Raw genomic sequence first — 17933 nt, 5'->3', positions numbered from 1 at the left:
GGGGATTGCCGTGAGTAAGAGTCATGAAGTGGAGTATTGCAACCTAGAGTTACGATTTGATCGCCGGCTAATCCGGAACTTCATTAAAGCACTCATTCAGGAAGGTTATTCTCTGTATTGGAACGAAAGCGAGCTGCAGTTCATCATTTCCATTCGCACAGGACGTAAGCTGATTAAGCTGAAATTCGAACGAATCGGTGAAAAGTATAAAATCGTAGGCAATTATTCCTTCAAAGATGAGAAGCTAGCCGAAATGATGGAGAAGCTGATTGGTGATACACGTGGTCACGCTGTAGTAAAAAGATTCAAGGATCGGCAAATTCTCATTGAGAATATTATGTTCGGTGAAATTATTCGAATGGTCGAGATTAGCGGTATCGAACATAAAGTGCTGTATCAGAAGGAGCCTGCCGTGACAGTAGAAGAAGTCATGCAAGCGCTGCGATCCAAACGTACAGATGAGCGGATTCCTATTTTGCGTATGGAGCTGGATTACGAACTAGCTACCCTGCATGATGCGATGGTTTCAGGCGATGTCAAAGCGGTCATGGAGAGTAAAACCAAGCTGATCGAAATGAGACAAGAAATGCTCTTATTGGAGATGTGAAAATGAATAGTGGAAACAAATAAAGGGAGAGTCTGTATCTAGCTATAGATATGGTCTCTCTTTAAATATATTGTAAAATTACGCTTGTTAACCCGAACATCATTGTATATAATCAATTCATGAAAGTTAAAGCGATTTAACTTTTGAGGGAATCATTTTTGAAACCAACCTAGTTTGTATTCAATTTCTAAAACAAGGGGGGAAGTAAACTCTAAAAGTTTAAGCGGTTTAACTTTAGGGACTTAGAACTCATTGCAAAGAAAACAGTGGAAGGAGCGGTTTCGCTGGGCACAAGCAGAGGAAGTCGTCGAGAAAGCAAATATTTCTATCTGTTCGTTTCACCTTGGATCATCGGCTTCATTGTCATTGTTATTTTTCTGGGTGTTTAACTCACAGGCTGGACTATTCAACTATGGGGTTTCCTTCTTCGGTATTGAGCCGATTCACTGGCTTCTCGATCAGAAGTTTGCGATGTGGGCGTTGAGCCAGTCACCATCACGCATTACACAATCGATTCGCTGGATCGTACTTTTGTAGAGAAATTGATTCCAGACTTTGAGAAGAAGTATCCGAACATTAAGGTCAAAGTGACGAAAACCCCTTACGAGCAATTTGATTCCAAGCTTCAATCCTCTATTGCTGCAAATAATTCACCTGACGTCACCTCTCATTGGGGTTATGGCGGATTTATGGAGTATTACAACAAAGGGATGCTCGCTGACCTAGCTCGATCATGCAGGCGGATGGATTCAAAGCTTCCGAATATAACGTTCCGGATGATGTGATGAACATTTATAAAGTTGACGGTAAATCATGGCATTTGAAATGCTAATTGTGGTACTTTGGAAACATGCTGTAAATCGACTTGATTACTGCAATTATAGAGCTACAGGAGTTGTTTGATATGAAAGTAAGCATCTTTGACGTTGCCAAGAGAAGCGGTTTGTCTGTTGTCACCGTTTCGCGAGTCATTAATCAAGCAGGCACCGTACGTGAAAAAAATCGCCAAAAAGTGCTGCAAGCGATGAAAGAGTTAGATTATCATCCGAATGCAGCTGCACGAAGCTTGGCTCGTGGCAAGACGGGTATCATTGGACTCGGCATTACCACATTAAATGATTCTTTCTTGGATGCAGTAGTCAAAGAGATTAACGATCGGCTTGCTGAAAAAGGTTACTTCTTAGCGCTTTCGATATCAACAGACGTGTTCGCATCTTTCGATAATTCCATGTTCCAAGAGGACCGTGTGGACGGTGTTATTATGCTCTCGCCGGTTCATGAGGATGATTATGTCATGGAATTGAAAAAGAAGAAGATTCCTTTCGTCATGCTGGATAATCAGCATATTCATCCATCGATTTCCTCTGTAATCATTGATAATTATAAAGGCGGCTACGAAGCCACGAAACATTTAATTGACCTAGGCCACACGGAGATTGCCCATATTTCCGGGCTTGAACCCTATTTAAGCAGCAGCGAGCGGCGGCGCGGTTTCGTCAGTGCGATGCAGGAGGCAGGTCTGGATCCTTCTTGGATTGAAAAAGGTAATTTCAGCATCACCTCTGGTTATCAAGCAGCAAGTCGCTGGATTCAGTCGGGGAAACTTCCGAGTGCGGTATTTGCCGCAGATGATCTGACGGCTTTTGGTGTGATGGACGCACTCAAAAATGAGGGCTACAAAATACCGCGTGATATGTCCATTGTTGGTTTTGATGATCAGATTTTCTCGGAGGAATTCCGCCCCAGGTTAACAACCGTTCGTCAACCGGCGGACAAAATGGGGCAACACGGCGTCGATATTTTGCTCAAGTGGATTGATGGTACAGCTAAACGTAATATAACGGTGGAATTGGAGCCGGAATTAATCATTCGAGAATCCACCACAAGAAGAAAATGAAACTAGAGATGATGGATATATAACAGGAGTTGAAAGCATGAAATATTATTTGGGTGTAGACGCAGGCGGGAGTAAAACCTACACACTCGTAACAGATGAACAGGGACATATCCTCGGTAAAGGGCACAGCGGCAATGGCAATCATCAGCTTGGTGCAGAACAAGCACTCGGAAATATTACAAGCTCCGTAGCTATGGCTCTACAGCAGGCGGGGCTTACGCACAGCGACATTGAAAATGCCTTTTTCGGCCTTGCTGGCGCAGATCGACCGATTGATTATACGATCCTTCGCCCGCTAATTAGTGGACTGGGATTCACGAATTATGGGATTGATTGTGATACCATGATTGCCTTGCGTGCCGGTACATCCCAGCCTTTTGGCGTTGTTCTAATCTGCGGAAGTGGAACGAACAGTGCCGGCAGGAACAGGCAGGGTGAGTTTTTTCAATGTGGAGGCTTTACCTATCAGTTTGGTGATTTTGGCGGAGGAGGCACTCTCGCCGTGGAGGCGTTTCGTTCTGTCATTCGGTCATGGGATGGCAGGGAGCAGCCCACGAAGCTGACTGAGCTGCTGATCAAGTTTCTTGGCTACAATTCGGTGGAGGATATGTTTGATGACTTTCTGGATAACAACAAATCCGTACCGCTTCATACGACCAAACTGGTGTTTGAAGCTGCAGAGCAGGGAGATGAGGTCGCCTGCCGCATTCTCAGGGTGCAAGGTGAAGAGCTTGGCAAGTCAGCCACAGCTGTAATTAAACGTTTAAACATGGAGCAAGAGACTTTTCAAGTTGTGCTTGCGGGCAGTGTCATTGCAAGAGGTGATGGGCCCTTTATTCACTCATATATTGAAAAGGCAGTAAGCGAAGTCGCCCCCAAAGCCACACTTGTGAAATTGAACGTCGAACCTGTGGTTGGCGCTGTTTGGATGGCGATGGAAGCCGCAGGCAGCCCCGTTACAACAGAAGTTTACGAGAAACTCCGGGCCGTGTCCGATTATCAAACCATACAAATTATTAGACAAGACTAGGAAGTGAGTGCAATGAGAGATGCATTGAAAATTGCCATCATTGGCGGAGGTTCATCTTATACGCCGGAAATCGTAGAAGGTTTTATTTTAAGATATGCCCAGCTGCCTGTAAGAGAGCTTTGGTTTGTGGATGTGGAAGAAGGTAAGCACAAGCTGGAAATCGTCGGTAATTTGGCGAAAAGAATGATCGAGAAGTCCGGTTTGCCGATCGAGGTGCACTTAACCTTGGATCGCAGAAAAGCGATCGAAAATGCCGATTTCGTAAGTACGCAAATGCGCGTAGGTCTTTTGGAAGCCCGTAAATGGGATGAGCATATTCCTAATAAATACGGCGTTATTGGTCAGGAAACGACCGGTCCGGGCGGGATGATGAAAGCACTTCGCACGATTCCTGTACTGCTTGATATTTGTAAGGACATCGAAGAACTGAGCTCTAATGCGTGGCTGCTGAACTTCACGAATCCTGCAGGTATGGTGACTGAGGCTATTCATAAATACTCCAACGTGAAAAGCATAGGCCTTTGCAATGCGCCGATCGGCTTGCAGAAGTGGTTAATGAACAAGTATGATGCTGCTCCTGAACAGATATACACCGAGTTCGTTGGGTTAAACCATCTTCACTGGGTAACACGCGCTGAAATCAGAGGCGAGGATAAATTAGCTGAATTGCTGGATCGCAAAGAAGAATATAGCGGCAAAAACGTTCCGGCAAGCGAATGGGATGCGGATTTCTTGCGTTCGCTCCAAGCCCTGCCTTCCTATTATTTGAAATATTTTTACATGACGGATATCATGCTCGAAGAACAGCTGGCATCGCTCAAAGAAAACGGTACTCGGGCGGAAGTTGTGAAACGCGTTGAGGATGAATTGTTCGAGCTTTATCAAGATCCTGACTTGCAGGAGAAGCCAAAACAGCTGGAGAAACGCGGGGGCGCTTATTATTCCGAAGCAGCTGTCAATCTCATGGATTCCATTTACAATGACAAGCGGGATATCCAAACGCTGAACGTTATGAACGACAACATCATCGACTTTTTGCCGAAAGATGCTTGTATTGAAGTGAATTGTGTCATTACAGCTAATGGCCCTATTCCAATGGGCTTGACCAAAGTTCCCGAACATATCAAAAGCCTTATTCATGCAGTCAAAACATATGAACGCCTCACCATTGAAGCAGCCGTTACAGGCAGTAGAGATCTCGTTCTACAAGCATTGGTTCATCATCCCTTGGTGCCGTCAGTGGCAGTAGCTAAGACGCTTATGGAAGAAATGCTGGAGAAGAATAAAGCGTATTTACCGGCTTTTTTCAAATAATACAAGAAGAGGAAGCTCCCTGAGAAGGGAGTTTTTTTGACAGATAAGAATTTATATGTTTTGGGGTAAGCTTCGCTTATCCCTTATTTATCTTTGGTTATGGTTTGGGGTAGTGAAGATTCCCCCGATTATTCCCCCGTATTTAGCATGGTTATTTTTGTGTCCTGATTTATGGGAGAAGTGGGGGAATCGGAAGGGAAGTTGTACAACGTACAACAATTTCCTTGTTTTGAGCAAGCAAAGCTGAAGATGTTGTATGCTGTACAACAATTCAGCCCTTTTATAGGCAATTGGGCTGTTTTTGGATGATTTGTTGTATTTTCTGCAACAATCGCGTGAAGAACATGGATTTGCTTGCAAAATGTTGTACAACGTACAACAATGCTACGGGTGAGTAAGGTGTGTTGGCAGCGTAACAAGCTTGCGTCAACCTTTACAAACAATCTCCTCTAAAGAGAGCGAAAGCCTTTTTTTCACTGCAAAAAAGACTATTGTTAACGTGTGCATAGATGTGATATGCTTCAGATAGAGGTGAGGGTATGAGCGTTACCATTAAGGATATTGCCAAGCTTGCAGGTGTGTCTCATACAACGGTTTCCAGAGCACTGAACAACAGTCCGCTCATTCAAGAGGAGACGAAGGAGCGCATCCGAATCATCGCTGAACAGATGGATTACACGCCTAATTACAGCGCGAAGAGTTTGGTACTGGATCGTTCGTATAACTTAGGACTGTTCTTTACCACACTAAGTCAAGGAACTTCCGCCGGCTTCTTCTATGAAGCTATCCGTGGTGTCAACAGTGTCATACAGGATCGTTACCAATTGATCGTGAAAGGGATTGACGATTACACCAGCTTTCACTCGATTACGCGGAAAAGCTTCGACGGCATTGTTGTTGTCAGTCAGAGTGATGACGATCAAGCCATCATTGACCATATTGCCAGTAAAGGTATCCCGCAAGTTGTGCTGAATCGCCCTGTTGAAACTTCAGGCGTGCTGAATGTTCTCTCCGATGAGGAGCAAGGCGCATTTCTGGCAGCCTCTTATTTGATTGAGCAGGGACATAAGCGTATTGCTCTCATTGAGGGTCGCAAAGGATTTAAATCTGCGCAGAATCGGAAAGACGGCTTCGAACGAGCCATGAGGCATTACCAGATTACCGTTCCACCCGCCTATCGCATGCCGGGCTTATACGATCTGGAGAGTGGACATAAAGCCATGCAGCAATTTCTGACGCTGGATGAAAGACCGACGGCCGTATTTTGCTGTAATGATGAAATGGCGCTTGGGGCGATGAAAGCGGTGTCGGAAGCCGGGATGAACGTGCCTAACGACATCTCAGTGGTAGGCTTTGACGACACGGTATTCGCAGCCTACGTAACCCCAGCACTGACAACCGTTCGCAGACCGATTGAGCAAATTAGCAGAGAAGGCGCTTTGCGACTTCTTGGAAATATAGAGAACAAGCAGCACGAAACGGAGCAATTGCTATTAAAAACAGAGTTGATCGTGCGGGAATCTGTACGATTATTGACACCATAAGGAAAGAGGGATTAGTTGATGAGCATTCTGAGAGAGTTATTAAATGATATTCCGATTCCACCAATGGTTAAGATTCGGCAGAAGTTTGATCGTACCATTTTGGAAAATCCAGAGTTGGAATTAGTGAATAAGCTTGCCAGCAGTGGTGTTATGGAAAGCATACATCCCGGACAACAGGTTGCTGTTGCTGTGGGAAGCAGAGGGATCGCTAATATTGCAGGCTTCACCAAAACGACCATTGACGCTATTAAAGATAGAGGTGCGTTCCCGTTCATCGTTCCTTGTATGGGAAGTCACGGTGGTGCTACAGCTGAGGGACAGACGGAAGTATTACTGCATTTTGGCATTACGGAAGCCTCGATGGGCGCGCCTATTCGTTCTTCCATGGAAGTTGTACAGATCGATCAGCTGCCTAACGGCTTGCCTGTTTATGTAGATCGCATTGCTTCAGAGGCAGATGCTATCGTCGTTATTAACCGTGTGAAGCCGCATACGGCGTTTCGCGGACGTATTGAGAGCGGGATCATGAAGATGATCGCCATCGGGTTAGGCAAGCAGAAAGGCGCTGAAGCCTGCCATCAGCTTGGCTTCAAATACATGGCAGAGAATGTGCCGGCCATGGCTAATTTGATGATCGAGAAGCTGCCCATCGTGTTCGGTGTCGCGCTAGTAGAAAATGCCTATGACGAGACTTGCCAAGTGGAAGTGCTGCCTGCTGCTGAAATTGAAGTGCGTGAGGAACAATTGCTAATTGAAGCGAAATCGCGTCTGCCGAAAATTTTATTCGACGAAATCGATGTCCTTGTGATTGATTATATTGGCAAAAATATTAGCGGCGATGGTATGGATCCCAATGTTACCGGCCGCTACCCAACTCCTTACGCGCATGGCGGTCCAGATGTTGCCAAAATGGTTGTACTGGACTTAACGCCAGAAACGAAGGGTAACGCCAACGGTGTAGGGACGGCTGATTTCACCACACAAAGACTAGTGGATAAAACGAATTTGGAGTTCACTTACGCGAACGGATTAACATCAACCGTCTGTGCGCCTACCAAGATCGCAACAACGCTGGAGAACGATTTCTACGCGATCAAGGCAGCCGTTAAAACATGTAACATCCTAGATTACACGACGTGCAAACTAGTTCGGATTCAAGATACACTTCATCTGGGCGAAATTGAAATTTCCGTAAATTTGTTAGACGCAGCTCGTCAGCATCCGGATATTGAAATTCTATCAGAACCATATGAACTTTCATTTGATGCAGAGGGGAATATTAGCAAATGACAGTTGACGCAGTCAGAGATAAGCCTTACATTATCGCGGCAGATATTGGGACAACGAGCACGAAGACACTCGTGATCGATCGGGATGGTCGAGTTCTAGCTTCGCACTCGATTGAATATCCCCTTTTCACACCGGCCGCTGATCGGGCCGAGCAAGATCCAGAACAAATCTTCAATGCCGTTGTGCAAGGTATTGGCGCTGTTGTTCGCAAGCTTAATATCACATCTGACCAAGTACTCTGCGTCTCCTTCAGTTCGGCCATGCACAGTCTCATTGCTGTTGACAAGCAGACGAAGCCACTGACTGCATGCATCACATGGGCGGATAATCGCAGTGCGCAATATGCAGAGGAGCTTAAGCGCACCGGACTAGGTCAGCAGATTTACTCGCGGACAGGAACGCCGATTCACCCGATGTCACCTCTTCTTAAATTGATGTGGTTCCGTGATAACGAGCCAGGGCTCGTCAAGGAAACTTACAAGTTCATCGGCATCAAGGAGTATGTCTTCGCGAAGCTGTTTGGTCGTTATCTCATTGACCACTCACTTGCCAGTGCAACAGGGCTATTCAATCTGGAGAAGCTCGATTGGGATGCAGAAGCGCTTGGTCAGGCCGGTGTGACGCCGGAGCAGCTTTCTGAGCTGGTGCCGACAACGTACCGCGTAGAAGGGCTCAGCGCCGAGTTAGCCTCTGCAATGGGCTTGTCCGTGAACACGCCGTTCATTATCGGCGCGTCCGACGGTGTCCTCGCGAATCTCGGCGTTGGCGCTTTCGAGCCGGGTGTCGTTGCTGTCACCATCGGCACCAGCGGTGCCGTGCGCAGCGTCGTCACCAAACCGCAAACCGACCCCGAAGGCAAGCTGTTCTGCTATGCGCTAACAGAAAACTTCTGGGTCGTGGGCGGACCGATCAACAACGGCGGTATCGTTTTCCGTTGGGTGAGAGACCAGATCGCTACGGCGGAAGCCGAAGAAGCCTGCCGCCAGGGAATCGATCCCTATGATTATTTGACGGAGCTTGCGTCACAAGTGACTGCGGGCTCTGATGGCCTGCTGTTCCTGCCGCTGCTTTCCGGTGAACGTGCGCCTTATTGGAATGCGAATGCACGCGGTGTTTACTTCGGGCTCTCACTTAGCCATCAGAAGAAGCATATGATTCGTGCAGCGCTCGAGGGCGTCATGTTCTCGATCCAAGCAGTTAGCGCTTCCTTGGAAAGGCTTATGGGACCTGCCACTGTGATTCGCGCGTCCGGCGGATTTGCCCGATCTGATTTTTGGCGCCAGATGATGACGAATATGCTCGGCACATCCGTCACGGTTCCGGATTCGATTGAAAGCTCAGGGATCGGAGCAGCTTTGCTAGGACTGCTCGCAATGGGGGAAATCGAAGATCTAACTCACGCTCATCAATGGATTCAGGTAGGAAAGGCTCACGAGGTGAATGAAAACGATTATCGCATCTATCAACAATTGACATCTATTTATACAAGCGTATATCATCAGTTAAAAGATCAATTCGATGCGATTACCGCCTTTCAACAACAGCACCTACGGAGCCCTCAATGATAAATTAGCTTAGGCTTGTTAAGAAGGTTTGCCAAGCAAAATGCCGGAGGGGACGAAGACAATGAATTTATTCAATCTTACAGGGAAAACAGCAGTTATTATTGGCGGCAACAGCACACTTGGAGGCTCTATGGCTCTTGCCTTGGCTGGACACGGAGCGAAAGTAGCCATCGTCGGTCGTAATCAAGAGAAAAGTGATCAGGTTCGTGAGAGCATTGAAGCTATTGGCGGGGAAGCAAATACCTTTCAAGCGGATGCAACGAGAAGGGAAGATTTGGAGCTTGTTCTCAAAGAAGTTATCGCCTGGTCCGGCGGTGCGGATATTCTAATGAACTGCCCTGGCAAAAATAGTGCCACGCCTTTCTTTGACATTTCCATGGAAGAATGGGATTCTATTATGGAGGTTAATTTGAAAAGTGTCGTGTTAGCCTGCCAAGTGTTTGGGAAATACATGGTTGATCGAGGAGAAGGAGGAAGTATTATTAATATTTCATCCGTTTCGTCAGATCCTCCGCTTTCCCGTGTATTCACTTACTCCGCTTCCAAAGCAGCTGTCAATAACATCACGCAGAATCTAGCCCGTGAATTCGCTCCGAGCCGCGTTCGTGTTAACGCGATTATTCCTGGATTCTTCCCAGCGGAGCAGAATCGTAAGATTCTGTCGCCGGAACGTGTCGAGTCCATTATGCGTCATACGCCTATGAATCGATTCGGTGAAGCGTCTGAGCTTCAGGGTGCTGCTGTGTTCCTTGCTTCTGAACAAGCTTCTAGCTTTGTTACAGGTTCTGTTTTAAGAGTGGATGGCGGTTTTGGCGCGATGACGATTTAAATATTTATATATCGGAAGGGTGTATGAGAGAGATGTCTAAACAACAAATTGGTGTAGTCGGTCTAGCGGTTATGGGTAAAAACTTGGCTTTAAACATTGAGAGCAGAGGATTCACTGTTTCCGTTTTTAACCGTTCTGCTGAAAAAACAAAAGAGCTTCTGCAAGAAGCCCCAGGCAAACAATTAGTAGGTACATACAGCATTGAAGAATTCGTGCAATCACTTGAAGTTCCGCGTAAAATTTTGATTATGGTTAAAGCAGGCGGTCCTACTGATGATACCATTAACCAACTTGTTCCTTTTTTGGATAAAGGCGATATCCTGATCGATGGAGGTAATGCGTTCTTCCCAGATACACAGCGCCGAAATAAAGAGCTTGCTGAGAAAGGTATTCGCTTCGTTGGTACAGGTGTTTCCGGCGGTGAAGAAGGCGCGCTTAAAGGCCCATCTATTATGCCAGGCGGACAAGAAGACGCATATAAACTCGTTGAGCCTATTCTTACTGCGATTTCTGCCAAAGTGGGCGACGATGCTTGCTGTACTTATATCGGACCTGATGGCGCTGGTCATTATGTGAAAATGGTGCATAACGGCATTGAGTATGGCGATATGCAGCTTATTTGCGAAGCCTACCAATTGTTGAAAGATGTTCTGAATGTAAGCGTAGAAGAGCTTCACGAGATCTTCACAGAATGGAACAATGGCGAGCTGGACAGCTACTTGATCGAAATTACACGTGATATTTTCACCAAATATGATGCTGAAACCGGCAAGCCTATGGTTGACGTTATTCTGGATTCCGCTGGCCAAAAAGGAACAGGAAAATGGACCAGTCAAAGTGCTCTGGATCTTGGCGTACCGCTTTCCATTATTACAGAATCCGTATTCTCCCGTTTCATCTCCGCGATGAAGGAAGAACGCGTAGCGGCAAGCAAAGTGCTCAAAGGACCTGATGCTCCAGCCTTTACAGGCGATCGCAAAGCGTTTATCGAGGCTGTTCGCCAAGCGCTTTACGCAAGTAAAATTTGTTCTTATGCCCAAGGCTTTGCTCAAATGAGAGCTGCTTCCGAGGAATATAATTGGGATCTGAAATATGGCAACATCGCAAAGATCTTCCGTGGCGGCTGTATCATTCGTGCTAGATTCCTGCAAAATATTATGGAAGCCTATGACCACGAGCCTGGACTCAAAAACCTGCTGCTTGATTCTTACTTCAACGGTGTCGTTGATAACTATCAACAATCATGGAGACAAGTCATTGCAGAAGCGGTTACCCGCGGTATTGCTGTTCCGTCTTTCGCATCGGCACTTGCTTACTACGATAGCTACCGTACAGAAAGATTGCCAGCTAGCTTGCTGCAAGCGCAGCGCGATTATTTTGGAGCACACACGTTCCAACGTGTGGACAAAGAAGGTTCCTTCCACTTCAATTGGATGGAAAACTAAGAGGATAAGGCCTTTTAAGCCTCTTCCTGCAAACCGTATGCCGCTTCACGCAGCCACATTTTCAAACGATCGGCCTCTTGATCAAAGCCGTTCCGTCTGTGAATGAGCATCAGGGAGACTTCGGCAAAATAGCGAAAATTTCTTAATAATCGTGGTTGAGTAAGACCTTGCATAAGCGGGTCTTCTTCAGCCACTTTTTTCTTAATAAACTCCAGTATCCACACAACATCCTCTTTGCAAAGCGTATAGCTTGGGTGTAAAATTTGCTCCAGTTTGCCTTTTGTGCGGTTTTGATAGGCAACAGTTGGGTTCAAAGCTCCATCTCTCCTTGTCGGCATATGGTCTCTCTTAAAATCTTAACTGTTTGTGCTGGAATTTATTCACACTACTATATGATTTTTTGGTGGATTGTATTCATGTCGATTTGGCTATGTTATGATGTTGGGAAAGTTTGTATGAACAGCATATGGGAAAAGGGGATTTAATGTGACAGCAAGCAATATTGTACTTGTAGGATTTATGGGGACTGGCAAGTCAACAGTTGGAAAGAAGCTGGCTGACCAGCTGGGATGGATCTTTCAAGATTCAGACGCAGCTCTGGAAGAAGAGCATCAGACAAGCATTTCTGACTTGTTTCGTAATCATGGTGAATCGCATTTTCGCGCTTTGGAAAGTAAGGCGTTGGAACATATATTAGCTCGTAAAGGACAAATTGTGGCTACAGGCGGTGGCGCAGTGCTGGCCGAGTGTAACCGAGCTTGTATGCTGCAGAATGGCTTTGTGGTAGCACTGAAAGCAGCACCTGAGATCATCATTCAAAGAGTGAGCAGCGATACCAGTCGTCCTTTGCTGCAGGGGAATTTAGAGGAACGCGTTCACCTGCTCCTTGAACAACGTAAGTCTGCCTATGACTTCGCGCATGCGGTTATTGATACTACGCAATTAACAACGGACGAAATTACAGCACTTATCATCCAGCAAGTTGAAGCGGAGAGACTTTGAGCTCCACTCAAAGATCCCTATATTAGGAGGAGGGGACAAGCTTAGAAGCTTAGTCCTCCCACTCCAGCATGCCGCCTGTCATGTTTTTAAGACCTTTATAGCCTTGAGCCTCCAAGAAGCTAATTGCGCGCCCACTGCGGTTTCCGCTGCGGCAAACGAGAATAAGCTCTTCGACTTGGGGAATTTCGCTGAGGCGATCTGGCAATTGAGCTAGCGGAATATGTTTAGCTCCTCGGATGATACCGGCAGCTACTTCTTCATCTTCGCGAACATCGACAATCGCTAGTTGTTCGCCGCGGTCCAGTCTTTCTTTGATTTCGGAAGGTAAAATCGTATCCATTTTCGGACCTCCATGCTTGATATGTTGGGAAGAAACCCCATTACAAGTAATGATAGAAACAAAAAGTCAAGATGTCAAACCTACGGTTAATAACAGGAGTTGTGTGACCATGCTGTACATTGGTTTAGCCGGGATATTAGGCGCCATTGCCCGATTTGGGCTCTCCTCTCTATGGAATCCTACAACGGCGTCCGTTTTTCCTTGGGGAACTTTTTTTTGTAATTTAACCGGCTGTCTGATACTTGGTTTTATAACATTCGCCGAAAAGTTTCCCATATCTACTAAACTTCGACTACCGATAACAACAGGTTTTATTGGATCTTTTACTACGTTCTCTACCTTCAGCTATGAAACCATGAGCATGCTAAAACATGGGCATATGATCCTTGCCGCTCTTTATGTTTTGGGAAGTTTATGGGGAGGACTCGGTGCTGCATGGCTGGGTGTGCATATAGGTGAGTCAGTTCGAGGGGGCGTAAGTTGATCATGATGACATGGTTATGGCCCATTTGCCTGGTAGGTTTTGGAGGATTCTTTGGCGCAATTTGCCGATTTCAGCTAGGGTCTTACATTGCCAACAGGTTCCCAAGTTCTATTCCGTATGGTACACTGACAATAAATCTTTTGGGTTGTTTTTTGCTTGGCTTGTTGATGAGATATCATGCATTTGACGATTGGAAACTGTTGATCGGCACGGGTTTTATGGGTGCTTTTACCACTTTTTCCACTTTGAATCTCGAAAGCATGAATCAGCTCCGTGCTGGACTATGGCAAGCTTGGATCCTATATACACTGCTCAGTTATACCGGTGGAATTCTACTGACTTTCCTCGGATATTACATATAAACTCTTACGAAGGAGATATCAACGACATGAAAGCCATCGTGAAACCAACCGCCCATCTACAAGGGGAAATAAACGCTCTCTCTTCCAAAAACTACACAACCCGCTATTTGCTAATTGGAGCACTTGCAGACGGGACGAGCACCATCTATTATCCGGCTCATAGTGAAGATAGTGATGCCATGAGACGTTGTGTTCGTGATTTGGGCGCAATTATTGAAGAAGATGATGAGAAAATCGTTATTACGGGTTTTGGTAAGCATCCCAAGAATGTTTCTGAACTTAATGTAGGAAATGCCGGAGCTGTACTTCGCTTTTTGATGTCCACAGCCGCATTTTGTCCTGATGTGACATTTGTAAACATATATCCCGAATCTTTGGGCAAGCGTCCGCATGATGATCTCATTGATACTTTGCAACAAATGGGTGTGGAAGTACAACATTCTAACGGACGTCTGCCGATAACTATTAAAGGGGGACAACCACGCGGTGGCAAGCTCACTGTTTCAGGTAATGTCAGTTCCCAGTTCTTAAGCTCTCTCTTATTTATGACACCTCTGCTAGAAGAGGATAGTGAGATTGAAGTGCTGCATGATTTGAAATCCAAAATTATTGTAGGTCAAACACTAGAAGTATTAGAACAGGCTGGAATTATTGTGCACGCCAGCGAAGACCTTATGCACTACCGCATTCCAGGTAGACAATCCTATCAAGCCAAAGAATATGTCATTCAAGGCGATTACCCGGGCTCTGCTGCGATTCTAGCAGCTGCGGCTGTAACGAATTCTGATGTACGCGTTCTTCGTCTCGAAGAGAATAGCAAGCAGGGTGAGAAGGCTTGTGTGGATGTCCTGCGAGCAATGGGTGTCAATTTAACTCATGACAATGGTGTTGTGCATGTGAAAGGCAACCAGAAGCTGGTTGCTGGTGAGTTTGATGGGGATCACTTTACAGATGCCGTACTAGCTATGGTTGCAGCAGCTGTATTTGCAGAAGGTACGTCCCGTTTCTACAATGTCGAAAATTTACGCTATAAAGAGTGCGACCGTATCACTGATTATTTGAACGAACTGCGTAAAGCCGGAGCTGATGTAGAAGAACGCCAAAGTGAAATCATCGTGCATGGTAAACCACAAGGTGTTACAGGCGGAGTCGAAATTAATGCTCATTTCGATCACAGAGTGATTATGGCTTTAACTGTTGTAGGTCTTCGTTCTGAGAAGGGTTTGATCATTCATGATGCCCATCATGTGGCCAAGTCCTACCCGCAGTACTTTGACCATTTACGTTCCATTGGTGCTCAGGTTGAACTTGTGAGTGAGACATAGATTCCCAAAACAACGAATGGGTGAGTCAGCATGACGATTATTTGGCAGGGTTTAAAGGTGACGTTCGGTTTCTTCCTCGTTGCTGGGCTTGTGTTTGCAAGCAGTGTATTTGCTGTATTGCTGTATGCTAAAGCGACTGGTAAAGAACCAGCGTTATTTGCATCCAGTCCCGCGATACTTGCTGCCAAGCCTACAGCTTCCGTGAAAGTAAACGAGGTTGCTTCTCCGCCGCCAGCTATCCAGATAAAAAAATCAGCAATGATTGATGCACCTGTCTTTGCTCAACTGCCAGAACTGCCAGCAGGTTGTGAAATTACAAGTTTAACGATGCTGCTGCAGTATCATGGTATTACAAAAAGCAAAATGGAACTTGCTGCAGAAATGCCTAAGGATGACACACCGGCCACTTTAAATGCGGACGGTACAATTGCTTATTGGGGAAATCCTAATACAGGTTTCGTAGGCGATGTCACTCGGAAGCAAAGAGGTTTTGGCATCTATCATGCTGGACTATTTCCACTGTTGAAATCGTATATACCTCAAGCCATTGACATTACAGGCGAGTCTTTCGAGCTGTATGAGCAGCAGATTGCGAATGATATTCCGGTTATTATTTGGACCACAATTGATTTCAACCTACCTTACAAATGGGTAACTTGGGATTCACCTAAGGGACCTATCAAGACGACATATGCTGAACATGCTGTATTATTGGTAGGATATGATGAGAATAATGTATACTTGAATGATCCATTAAGCGGGAAAAAGCAAGTGCAGGTAAACAAAAGTCAGTTTATCGACAGTTGGACCGCAATGGGGAAACAAGGTCTCACGTATTTGAAAAAATAGGAGGGAAACTGATGACGACTTTTGAAAATCCGTCAAGAGAGCACATTAAGGAGATCCTAGCGAGTGCAGGTAATATTGCCGTAGTGGGTTTATCTGATAAACCAGACCGTACATCGTATATGGTTTCCGCGGCTATGCAAAGCAGAGGATACCGGATCATTCCTGTCAATCCGAACGCTACTGAAATACTGGGTGAGAAGTGCTACGCTTCTTTATCTGATATTCCTGAACCTGTAGATATCGTCAATGTGTTTCGCCGTGCAGATCAAGTGGTTCCTGTCGCTGAAGAAGCCGTTAAAATTAAAGCGAAGGTTTTCTGGCTCCAGCTCGATATTGTAAATGAAGAAGCCGGACGTATTGCTAACGAAGCCGGATTAGAAGTCATTATGGACCGCTGTATTAAAGTAGAAGATGCGATTCTAAATCCTAGAAATAACTAAAATTAACGCATTATGGACAAAGCTAAAAAACCGCTTTTCTCTTACCAAATAGGTAAGGGAGAAGCGGTTTTTCTGTATGTTAGGAACTAAGCTTTTAATATATCATGGTCGACGTACCGTTCACCATTTAATTCGCTAATCACATTAATTGCGACTTTAGCACCATCACCGGCCGTAACAATTGTATGCATACTGACGCCAGCTGTGGTACCTGCTGCCCATACACCTTTAAGGCTAGAGTTGCCTTGTGCATCAGCATCAACGACAGTTTTGATGCGTGGTTCTGTTCCTGGCCTCGTCTGAATGCCCGAAGCTTCAGCAAGCTCAACGGACAGCCCTGTTGCAAGAATAACATGCTTTCCTTCATAAAACTCCGTTATCCGTCGTTACTTGGAAACCATCTTCGGTTTTTGCCAATTGTTCCGCTTTGCCTTGTACGAATTCAGTCCCGCTGCACTAGATCCTGCTGGGCCTGCTCCAATAATGATAACGTCGTATGTCATTACGGTAACTCCTCCTACTAAGAGAATGGGATACAAAAGAATTATGGCATAGCCGATAATTGATAGTCAATTTTCTAAGGAACATCCCAATGGCTTCCATAAATAAAAAATCAACAAGCGGAGAGAATAAAAAAGGCCCCAAAAAAGGTGTCCAAAAATAATGAGAGTCTGAGGAGGATTTACACATGTACAACAATAACAACAGCTTTGGGAATGCTTCCCAAGGTTATCAATCTTCACAAGGTTTTCAGGGGAATAATGCGCAATACCAAGGTTATCAAAAACAGTACCAACCGATTGGGGCTGTACAATCTTTCTATAATCAATCTAACGCTGGTCAAACTAACCAGGGATACAATCAAGGATTCAACCAAGGATTCAACCAAGGATTCAACCAAATGAATTCTCAAGTATCTCAAGCAACTTCTCCAGAGTCTTTTCACACTGCGAATTATCGCGGAAATCAACCAGGCCATGATGCTTACAAACGCAGCGATTCTTCAATGCCTGCTCAACAGCAACAATCAAGCTTCCAAAGCGGATATTCCTCCTATATCCCAATGAACAACCAATTTGCTTCTAACGAATCTCAGCAATTTGGTTATGCCGTTCCCCAACAACAACCGTTTATTCCTAGTCAGTTCAGCAGCTCGGTACAGATGAATCAACAACCTTTTGCACAAGCTAATGTTTCTCCAAACGCTTTTCACATGGCGAACTATCGTGGAAATCAACCTGGGCATGATGCGTATAAGCGTGGTGATTCCTCGACACCTTCTCAGCAATCCTTCCAAAGTGGCTATGGATCACAGCAAAGCATGCAGCAAAACATGCCGCAACAATCGCTTCAATCTTTTAATACCGGATTTAATACTTCAGGTATGGGGCAACAATTCGGATCCAATCCCTCGTTTTAATAGGGGAACCGTTTCGAATGAGTTTACGAGCAGGTCGAACGCCGACCTGCTTATTTTATTTTGACAAACAGACTAACAAGCTTTACGATTTAATAAAAGAGAGCTTATCTTACGATGCAAGTTTTCTGCGAAAACGCTAAGCTTATGCTTACGATGTCTGTTTTGCTAAAGCAAAACTTTTAGGAGGTAG

At 45.4% G+C, this 17933-nt stretch carries 20 protein-coding genes and 1 pseudogene; 18 read left to right on the top strand and 3 right to left on the bottom strand.

All coding sequences use genetic code 11. From position 1 onward, the window contains the following. Window positions 1-10 precede the first annotated feature (10 nt). The 11 genes from ASG85_RS01720 to gndA all read left to right on the top strand — a co-directional run bounded on the left by ASG85_RS01720 (window position 11) and on the right by gndA (window position 11521). The gene (locus tag ASG85_RS01720; RefSeq protein WP_057302961.1) at window positions 11-607 is read left to right on the top strand and encodes a hypothetical protein; all 597 of its coding nucleotides are present in this window, start codon (window positions 11-13) and stop codon (window positions 605-607) included. 252 nt (window positions 608-859) lie between these two features. Further along, entirely contained in the window at window positions 860-1144 is a 285-nt protein-coding gene (locus ASG85_RS38580; protein WP_162257232.1) for a hypothetical protein, read from the top strand. Continuing rightward, window positions 1081-1392, top strand: a complete 312-nt coding sequence (locus ASG85_RS01715) for an extracellular solute-binding protein (protein WP_060645207.1) — start codon at window positions 1081-1083, stop codon at window positions 1390-1392. Before ASG85_RS38580 ends, ASG85_RS01715 begins: the two co-directional genes overlap by 64 nt. Window positions 1393-1511: 119 nt before the next feature. Beyond that, a complete protein-coding gene (locus ASG85_RS01710; RefSeq protein ID WP_060645206.1) occupies window positions 1512-2504 on the top strand; it encodes a LacI family DNA-binding transcriptional regulator in 993 nt (330 codons plus the stop codon). A gap of 37 nt (window positions 2505-2541) precedes the next feature. Next, on the top strand, window positions 2542-3534 hold the full coding sequence (locus ASG85_RS01705) for an N-acetylglucosamine kinase (protein ID WP_060645205.1): 993 nt from the start codon (window positions 2542-2544) through the stop codon (window positions 3532-3534). Between the two features lie 12 nt (window positions 3535-3546). Next, window positions 3547-4848, top strand: a complete 1302-nt coding sequence (locus ASG85_RS01700) for a 6-phospho-beta-glucosidase (protein ID WP_060645204.1) — start codon at window positions 3547-3549, stop codon at window positions 4846-4848. 539 nt (window positions 4849-5387) lie between these two features. Further along, a complete protein-coding gene (locus ASG85_RS01695) occupies window positions 5388-6392 on the top strand; it encodes a LacI family DNA-binding transcriptional regulator (RefSeq protein WP_057302956.1) in 1005 nt (334 codons plus the stop codon). Between the two features lie 18 nt (window positions 6393-6410). Next, the gene (locus ASG85_RS01690; protein WP_057302955.1) at window positions 6411-7682 is read left to right on the top strand and encodes a lactate racemase domain-containing protein; all 1272 of its coding nucleotides are present in this window, start codon (window positions 6411-6413) and stop codon (window positions 7680-7682) included. Further along, on the top strand, window positions 7679-9247 hold the full coding sequence (gene gntK, locus ASG85_RS01685) for a gluconokinase (RefSeq protein ID WP_060645203.1): 1569 nt from the start codon (window positions 7679-7681) through the stop codon (window positions 9245-9247). Before ASG85_RS01690 ends, gntK begins: the two co-directional genes overlap by 4 nt. A gap of 61 nt (window positions 9248-9308) precedes the next feature. Further along, on the top strand, window positions 9309-10076 hold the full coding sequence (locus tag ASG85_RS01680) for an SDR family oxidoreductase (RefSeq protein WP_057302953.1): 768 nt from the start codon (window positions 9309-9311) through the stop codon (window positions 10074-10076). Window positions 10077-10108: 32 nt separating this feature from the next. Beyond that, window positions 10109-11521, top strand: coding sequence for an NADP-dependent phosphogluconate dehydrogenase (gene gndA / locus ASG85_RS01675; protein ID WP_057302952.1), 1413 nt, complete (start codon window positions 10109-10111; stop codon window positions 11519-11521). A gap of 14 nt (window positions 11522-11535) precedes the next feature. Here gndA and ASG85_RS01670 read toward each other — a convergent pair whose 3' ends face one another. Beyond that, entirely contained in the window at window positions 11536-11859 is a 324-nt protein-coding gene (locus ASG85_RS01670; protein WP_057302951.1) for a hypothetical protein, read from the bottom strand. Between the two features lie 148 nt (window positions 11860-12007). Between ASG85_RS01670 and ASG85_RS01665 the strand changes: the two genes are divergently transcribed. Then, window positions 12008-12523, top strand: coding sequence for a shikimate kinase (locus tag ASG85_RS01665; RefSeq protein ID WP_156396372.1), 516 nt, complete (start codon window positions 12008-12010; stop codon window positions 12521-12523). A gap of 49 nt (window positions 12524-12572) precedes the next feature. On the opposite strand, the gene ASG85_RS01660 is transcribed toward ASG85_RS01665, so the two are convergent. Then, the gene (locus tag ASG85_RS01660) at window positions 12573-12863 is read right to left on the bottom strand and encodes a rhodanese-like domain-containing protein (protein WP_057302950.1); all 291 of its coding nucleotides are present in this window, start codon (window positions 12861-12863) and stop codon (window positions 12573-12575) included. Between the two features lie 109 nt (window positions 12864-12972). Here ASG85_RS01660 and crcB (ASG85_RS01655) point away from each other — a divergent pair, with 109 nt between their 5' ends. Genes crcB (ASG85_RS01655) through ASG85_RS01635 form a run of 5 tightly spaced genes read left to right on the top strand, consistent with a single transcriptional unit; the run spans window position 12973 to window position 16323 of the window. Then, window positions 12973-13347, top strand: coding sequence for a fluoride efflux transporter CrcB (gene crcB / locus ASG85_RS01655; RefSeq protein ID WP_060645202.1), 375 nt, complete (start codon window positions 12973-12975; stop codon window positions 13345-13347). 2 nt (window positions 13348-13349) lie between these two features. Continuing rightward, on the top strand, window positions 13350-13709 hold the full coding sequence (gene crcB, locus ASG85_RS01650) for a fluoride efflux transporter CrcB (protein ID WP_060645201.1): 360 nt from the start codon (window positions 13350-13352) through the stop codon (window positions 13707-13709). A gap of 26 nt (window positions 13710-13735) precedes the next feature. Then, window positions 13736-15034, top strand: coding sequence for a 3-phosphoshikimate 1-carboxyvinyltransferase (gene aroA, locus ASG85_RS01645; RefSeq protein WP_060645200.1), 1299 nt, complete (start codon window positions 13736-13738; stop codon window positions 15032-15034). Between the two features lie 30 nt (window positions 15035-15064). Next, complete coding sequence (locus ASG85_RS01640) at window positions 15065-15883, top strand: C39 family peptidase (RefSeq protein ID WP_060645199.1); 819 nt, start codon at window positions 15065-15067, stop codon at window positions 15881-15883. Window positions 15884-15894: 11 nt separating this feature from the next. Further along, on the top strand, window positions 15895-16323 hold the full coding sequence (locus tag ASG85_RS01635; protein ID WP_060645198.1) for a CoA-binding protein: 429 nt from the start codon (window positions 15895-15897) through the stop codon (window positions 16321-16323). 86 nt (window positions 16324-16409) lie between these two features. Here the strand turns inward: ASG85_RS01635 and ASG85_RS36740 are convergent. Beyond that, window positions 16410-16773 (bottom strand): annotated as a pseudogene (locus tag ASG85_RS36740) (pyridine nucleotide-disulfide oxidoreductase); the annotation flags it as partial. A gap of 238 nt (window positions 16774-17011) precedes the next feature. Between ASG85_RS36740 and ASG85_RS01625 the strand changes: the two are divergent. After that, window positions 17012-17743: a hypothetical protein gene (locus ASG85_RS01625; RefSeq protein ID WP_060645196.1), complete on the top strand. Its 732-nt coding sequence runs from the start codon at window positions 17012-17014 to the stop codon at window positions 17741-17743. Window positions 17744-17933: the final 190 nt, after the last annotated feature.

Origin of the sequence: Paenibacillus sp. Soil724D2 (genome assembly GCF_001427935.1) — a bacterium.
Taxonomy (GTDB): Bacteria; Bacillota; Bacilli; order Paenibacillales; family NBRC-103111; genus Paenibacillus_E.
Note: the sequence above shows the minus strand (reverse complement) of the source record. Positions and strands in the feature narration are given on the sequence as shown.

Excerpts from the sequence above, each read along its gene's own strand:
- ASG85_RS01710 (WP_060645206.1), top strand. The coding sequence starts at position 1,512 with ATGAAAGTAAGCATCTTTGACGTTGCCAAGAGAAGCGGTTTGTCTGTT.
- ASG85_RS01705 (WP_060645205.1), top strand. The coding sequence starts at position 2,542 with ATGAAATATTATTTGGGTGTAGACGCAGGCGGGAGTAAAACCTACACA.
- ASG85_RS01700 (WP_060645204.1), top strand. The coding sequence starts at position 3,547 with ATGAGAGATGCATTGAAAATTGCCATCATTGGCGGAGGTTCATCTTAT.
- ASG85_RS01695 (WP_057302956.1), top strand. The coding sequence starts at position 5,388 with ATGAGCGTTACCATTAAGGATATTGCCAAGCTTGCAGGTGTGTCTCAT.
- ASG85_RS01690 (WP_057302955.1), top strand. The coding sequence starts at position 6,411 with ATGAGCATTCTGAGAGAGTTATTAAATGATATTCCGATTCCACCAATG.
- gntK (WP_060645203.1), top strand. The coding sequence starts at position 7,679 with ATGACAGTTGACGCAGTCAGAGATAAGCCTTACATTATCGCGGCAGAT.
- ASG85_RS01680 (WP_057302953.1), top strand. The coding sequence starts at position 9,309 with ATGAATTTATTCAATCTTACAGGGAAAACAGCAGTTATTATTGGCGGC.
- gndA (WP_057302952.1), top strand. The coding sequence starts at position 10,109 with ATGTCTAAACAACAAATTGGTGTAGTCGGTCTAGCGGTTATGGGTAAA.
- ASG85_RS01670 (WP_057302951.1), bottom strand. The coding sequence starts at position 11,859 with ATGCCGACAAGGAGAGATGGAGCTTTGAACCCAACTGTTGCCTATCAA.
- ASG85_RS01660 (WP_057302950.1), bottom strand. The coding sequence starts at position 12,863 with ATGGATACGATTTTACCTTCCGAAATCAAAGAAAGACTGGACCGCGGC.
- crcB (WP_060645202.1), top strand. The coding sequence starts at position 12,973 with ATGCTGTACATTGGTTTAGCCGGGATATTAGGCGCCATTGCCCGATTT.
- crcB (WP_060645201.1), top strand. The coding sequence starts at position 13,350 with ATGATGACATGGTTATGGCCCATTTGCCTGGTAGGTTTTGGAGGATTC.
- aroA (WP_060645200.1), top strand. The coding sequence starts at position 13,736 with ATGAAAGCCATCGTGAAACCAACCGCCCATCTACAAGGGGAAATAAAC.
- ASG85_RS01640 (WP_060645199.1), top strand. The coding sequence starts at position 15,065 with ATGACGATTATTTGGCAGGGTTTAAAGGTGACGTTCGGTTTCTTCCTC.
- ASG85_RS01635 (WP_060645198.1), top strand. The coding sequence starts at position 15,895 with ATGACGACTTTTGAAAATCCGTCAAGAGAGCACATTAAGGAGATCCTA.
- ASG85_RS01625 (WP_060645196.1), top strand. The coding sequence starts at position 17,012 with ATGTACAACAATAACAACAGCTTTGGGAATGCTTCCCAAGGTTATCAA.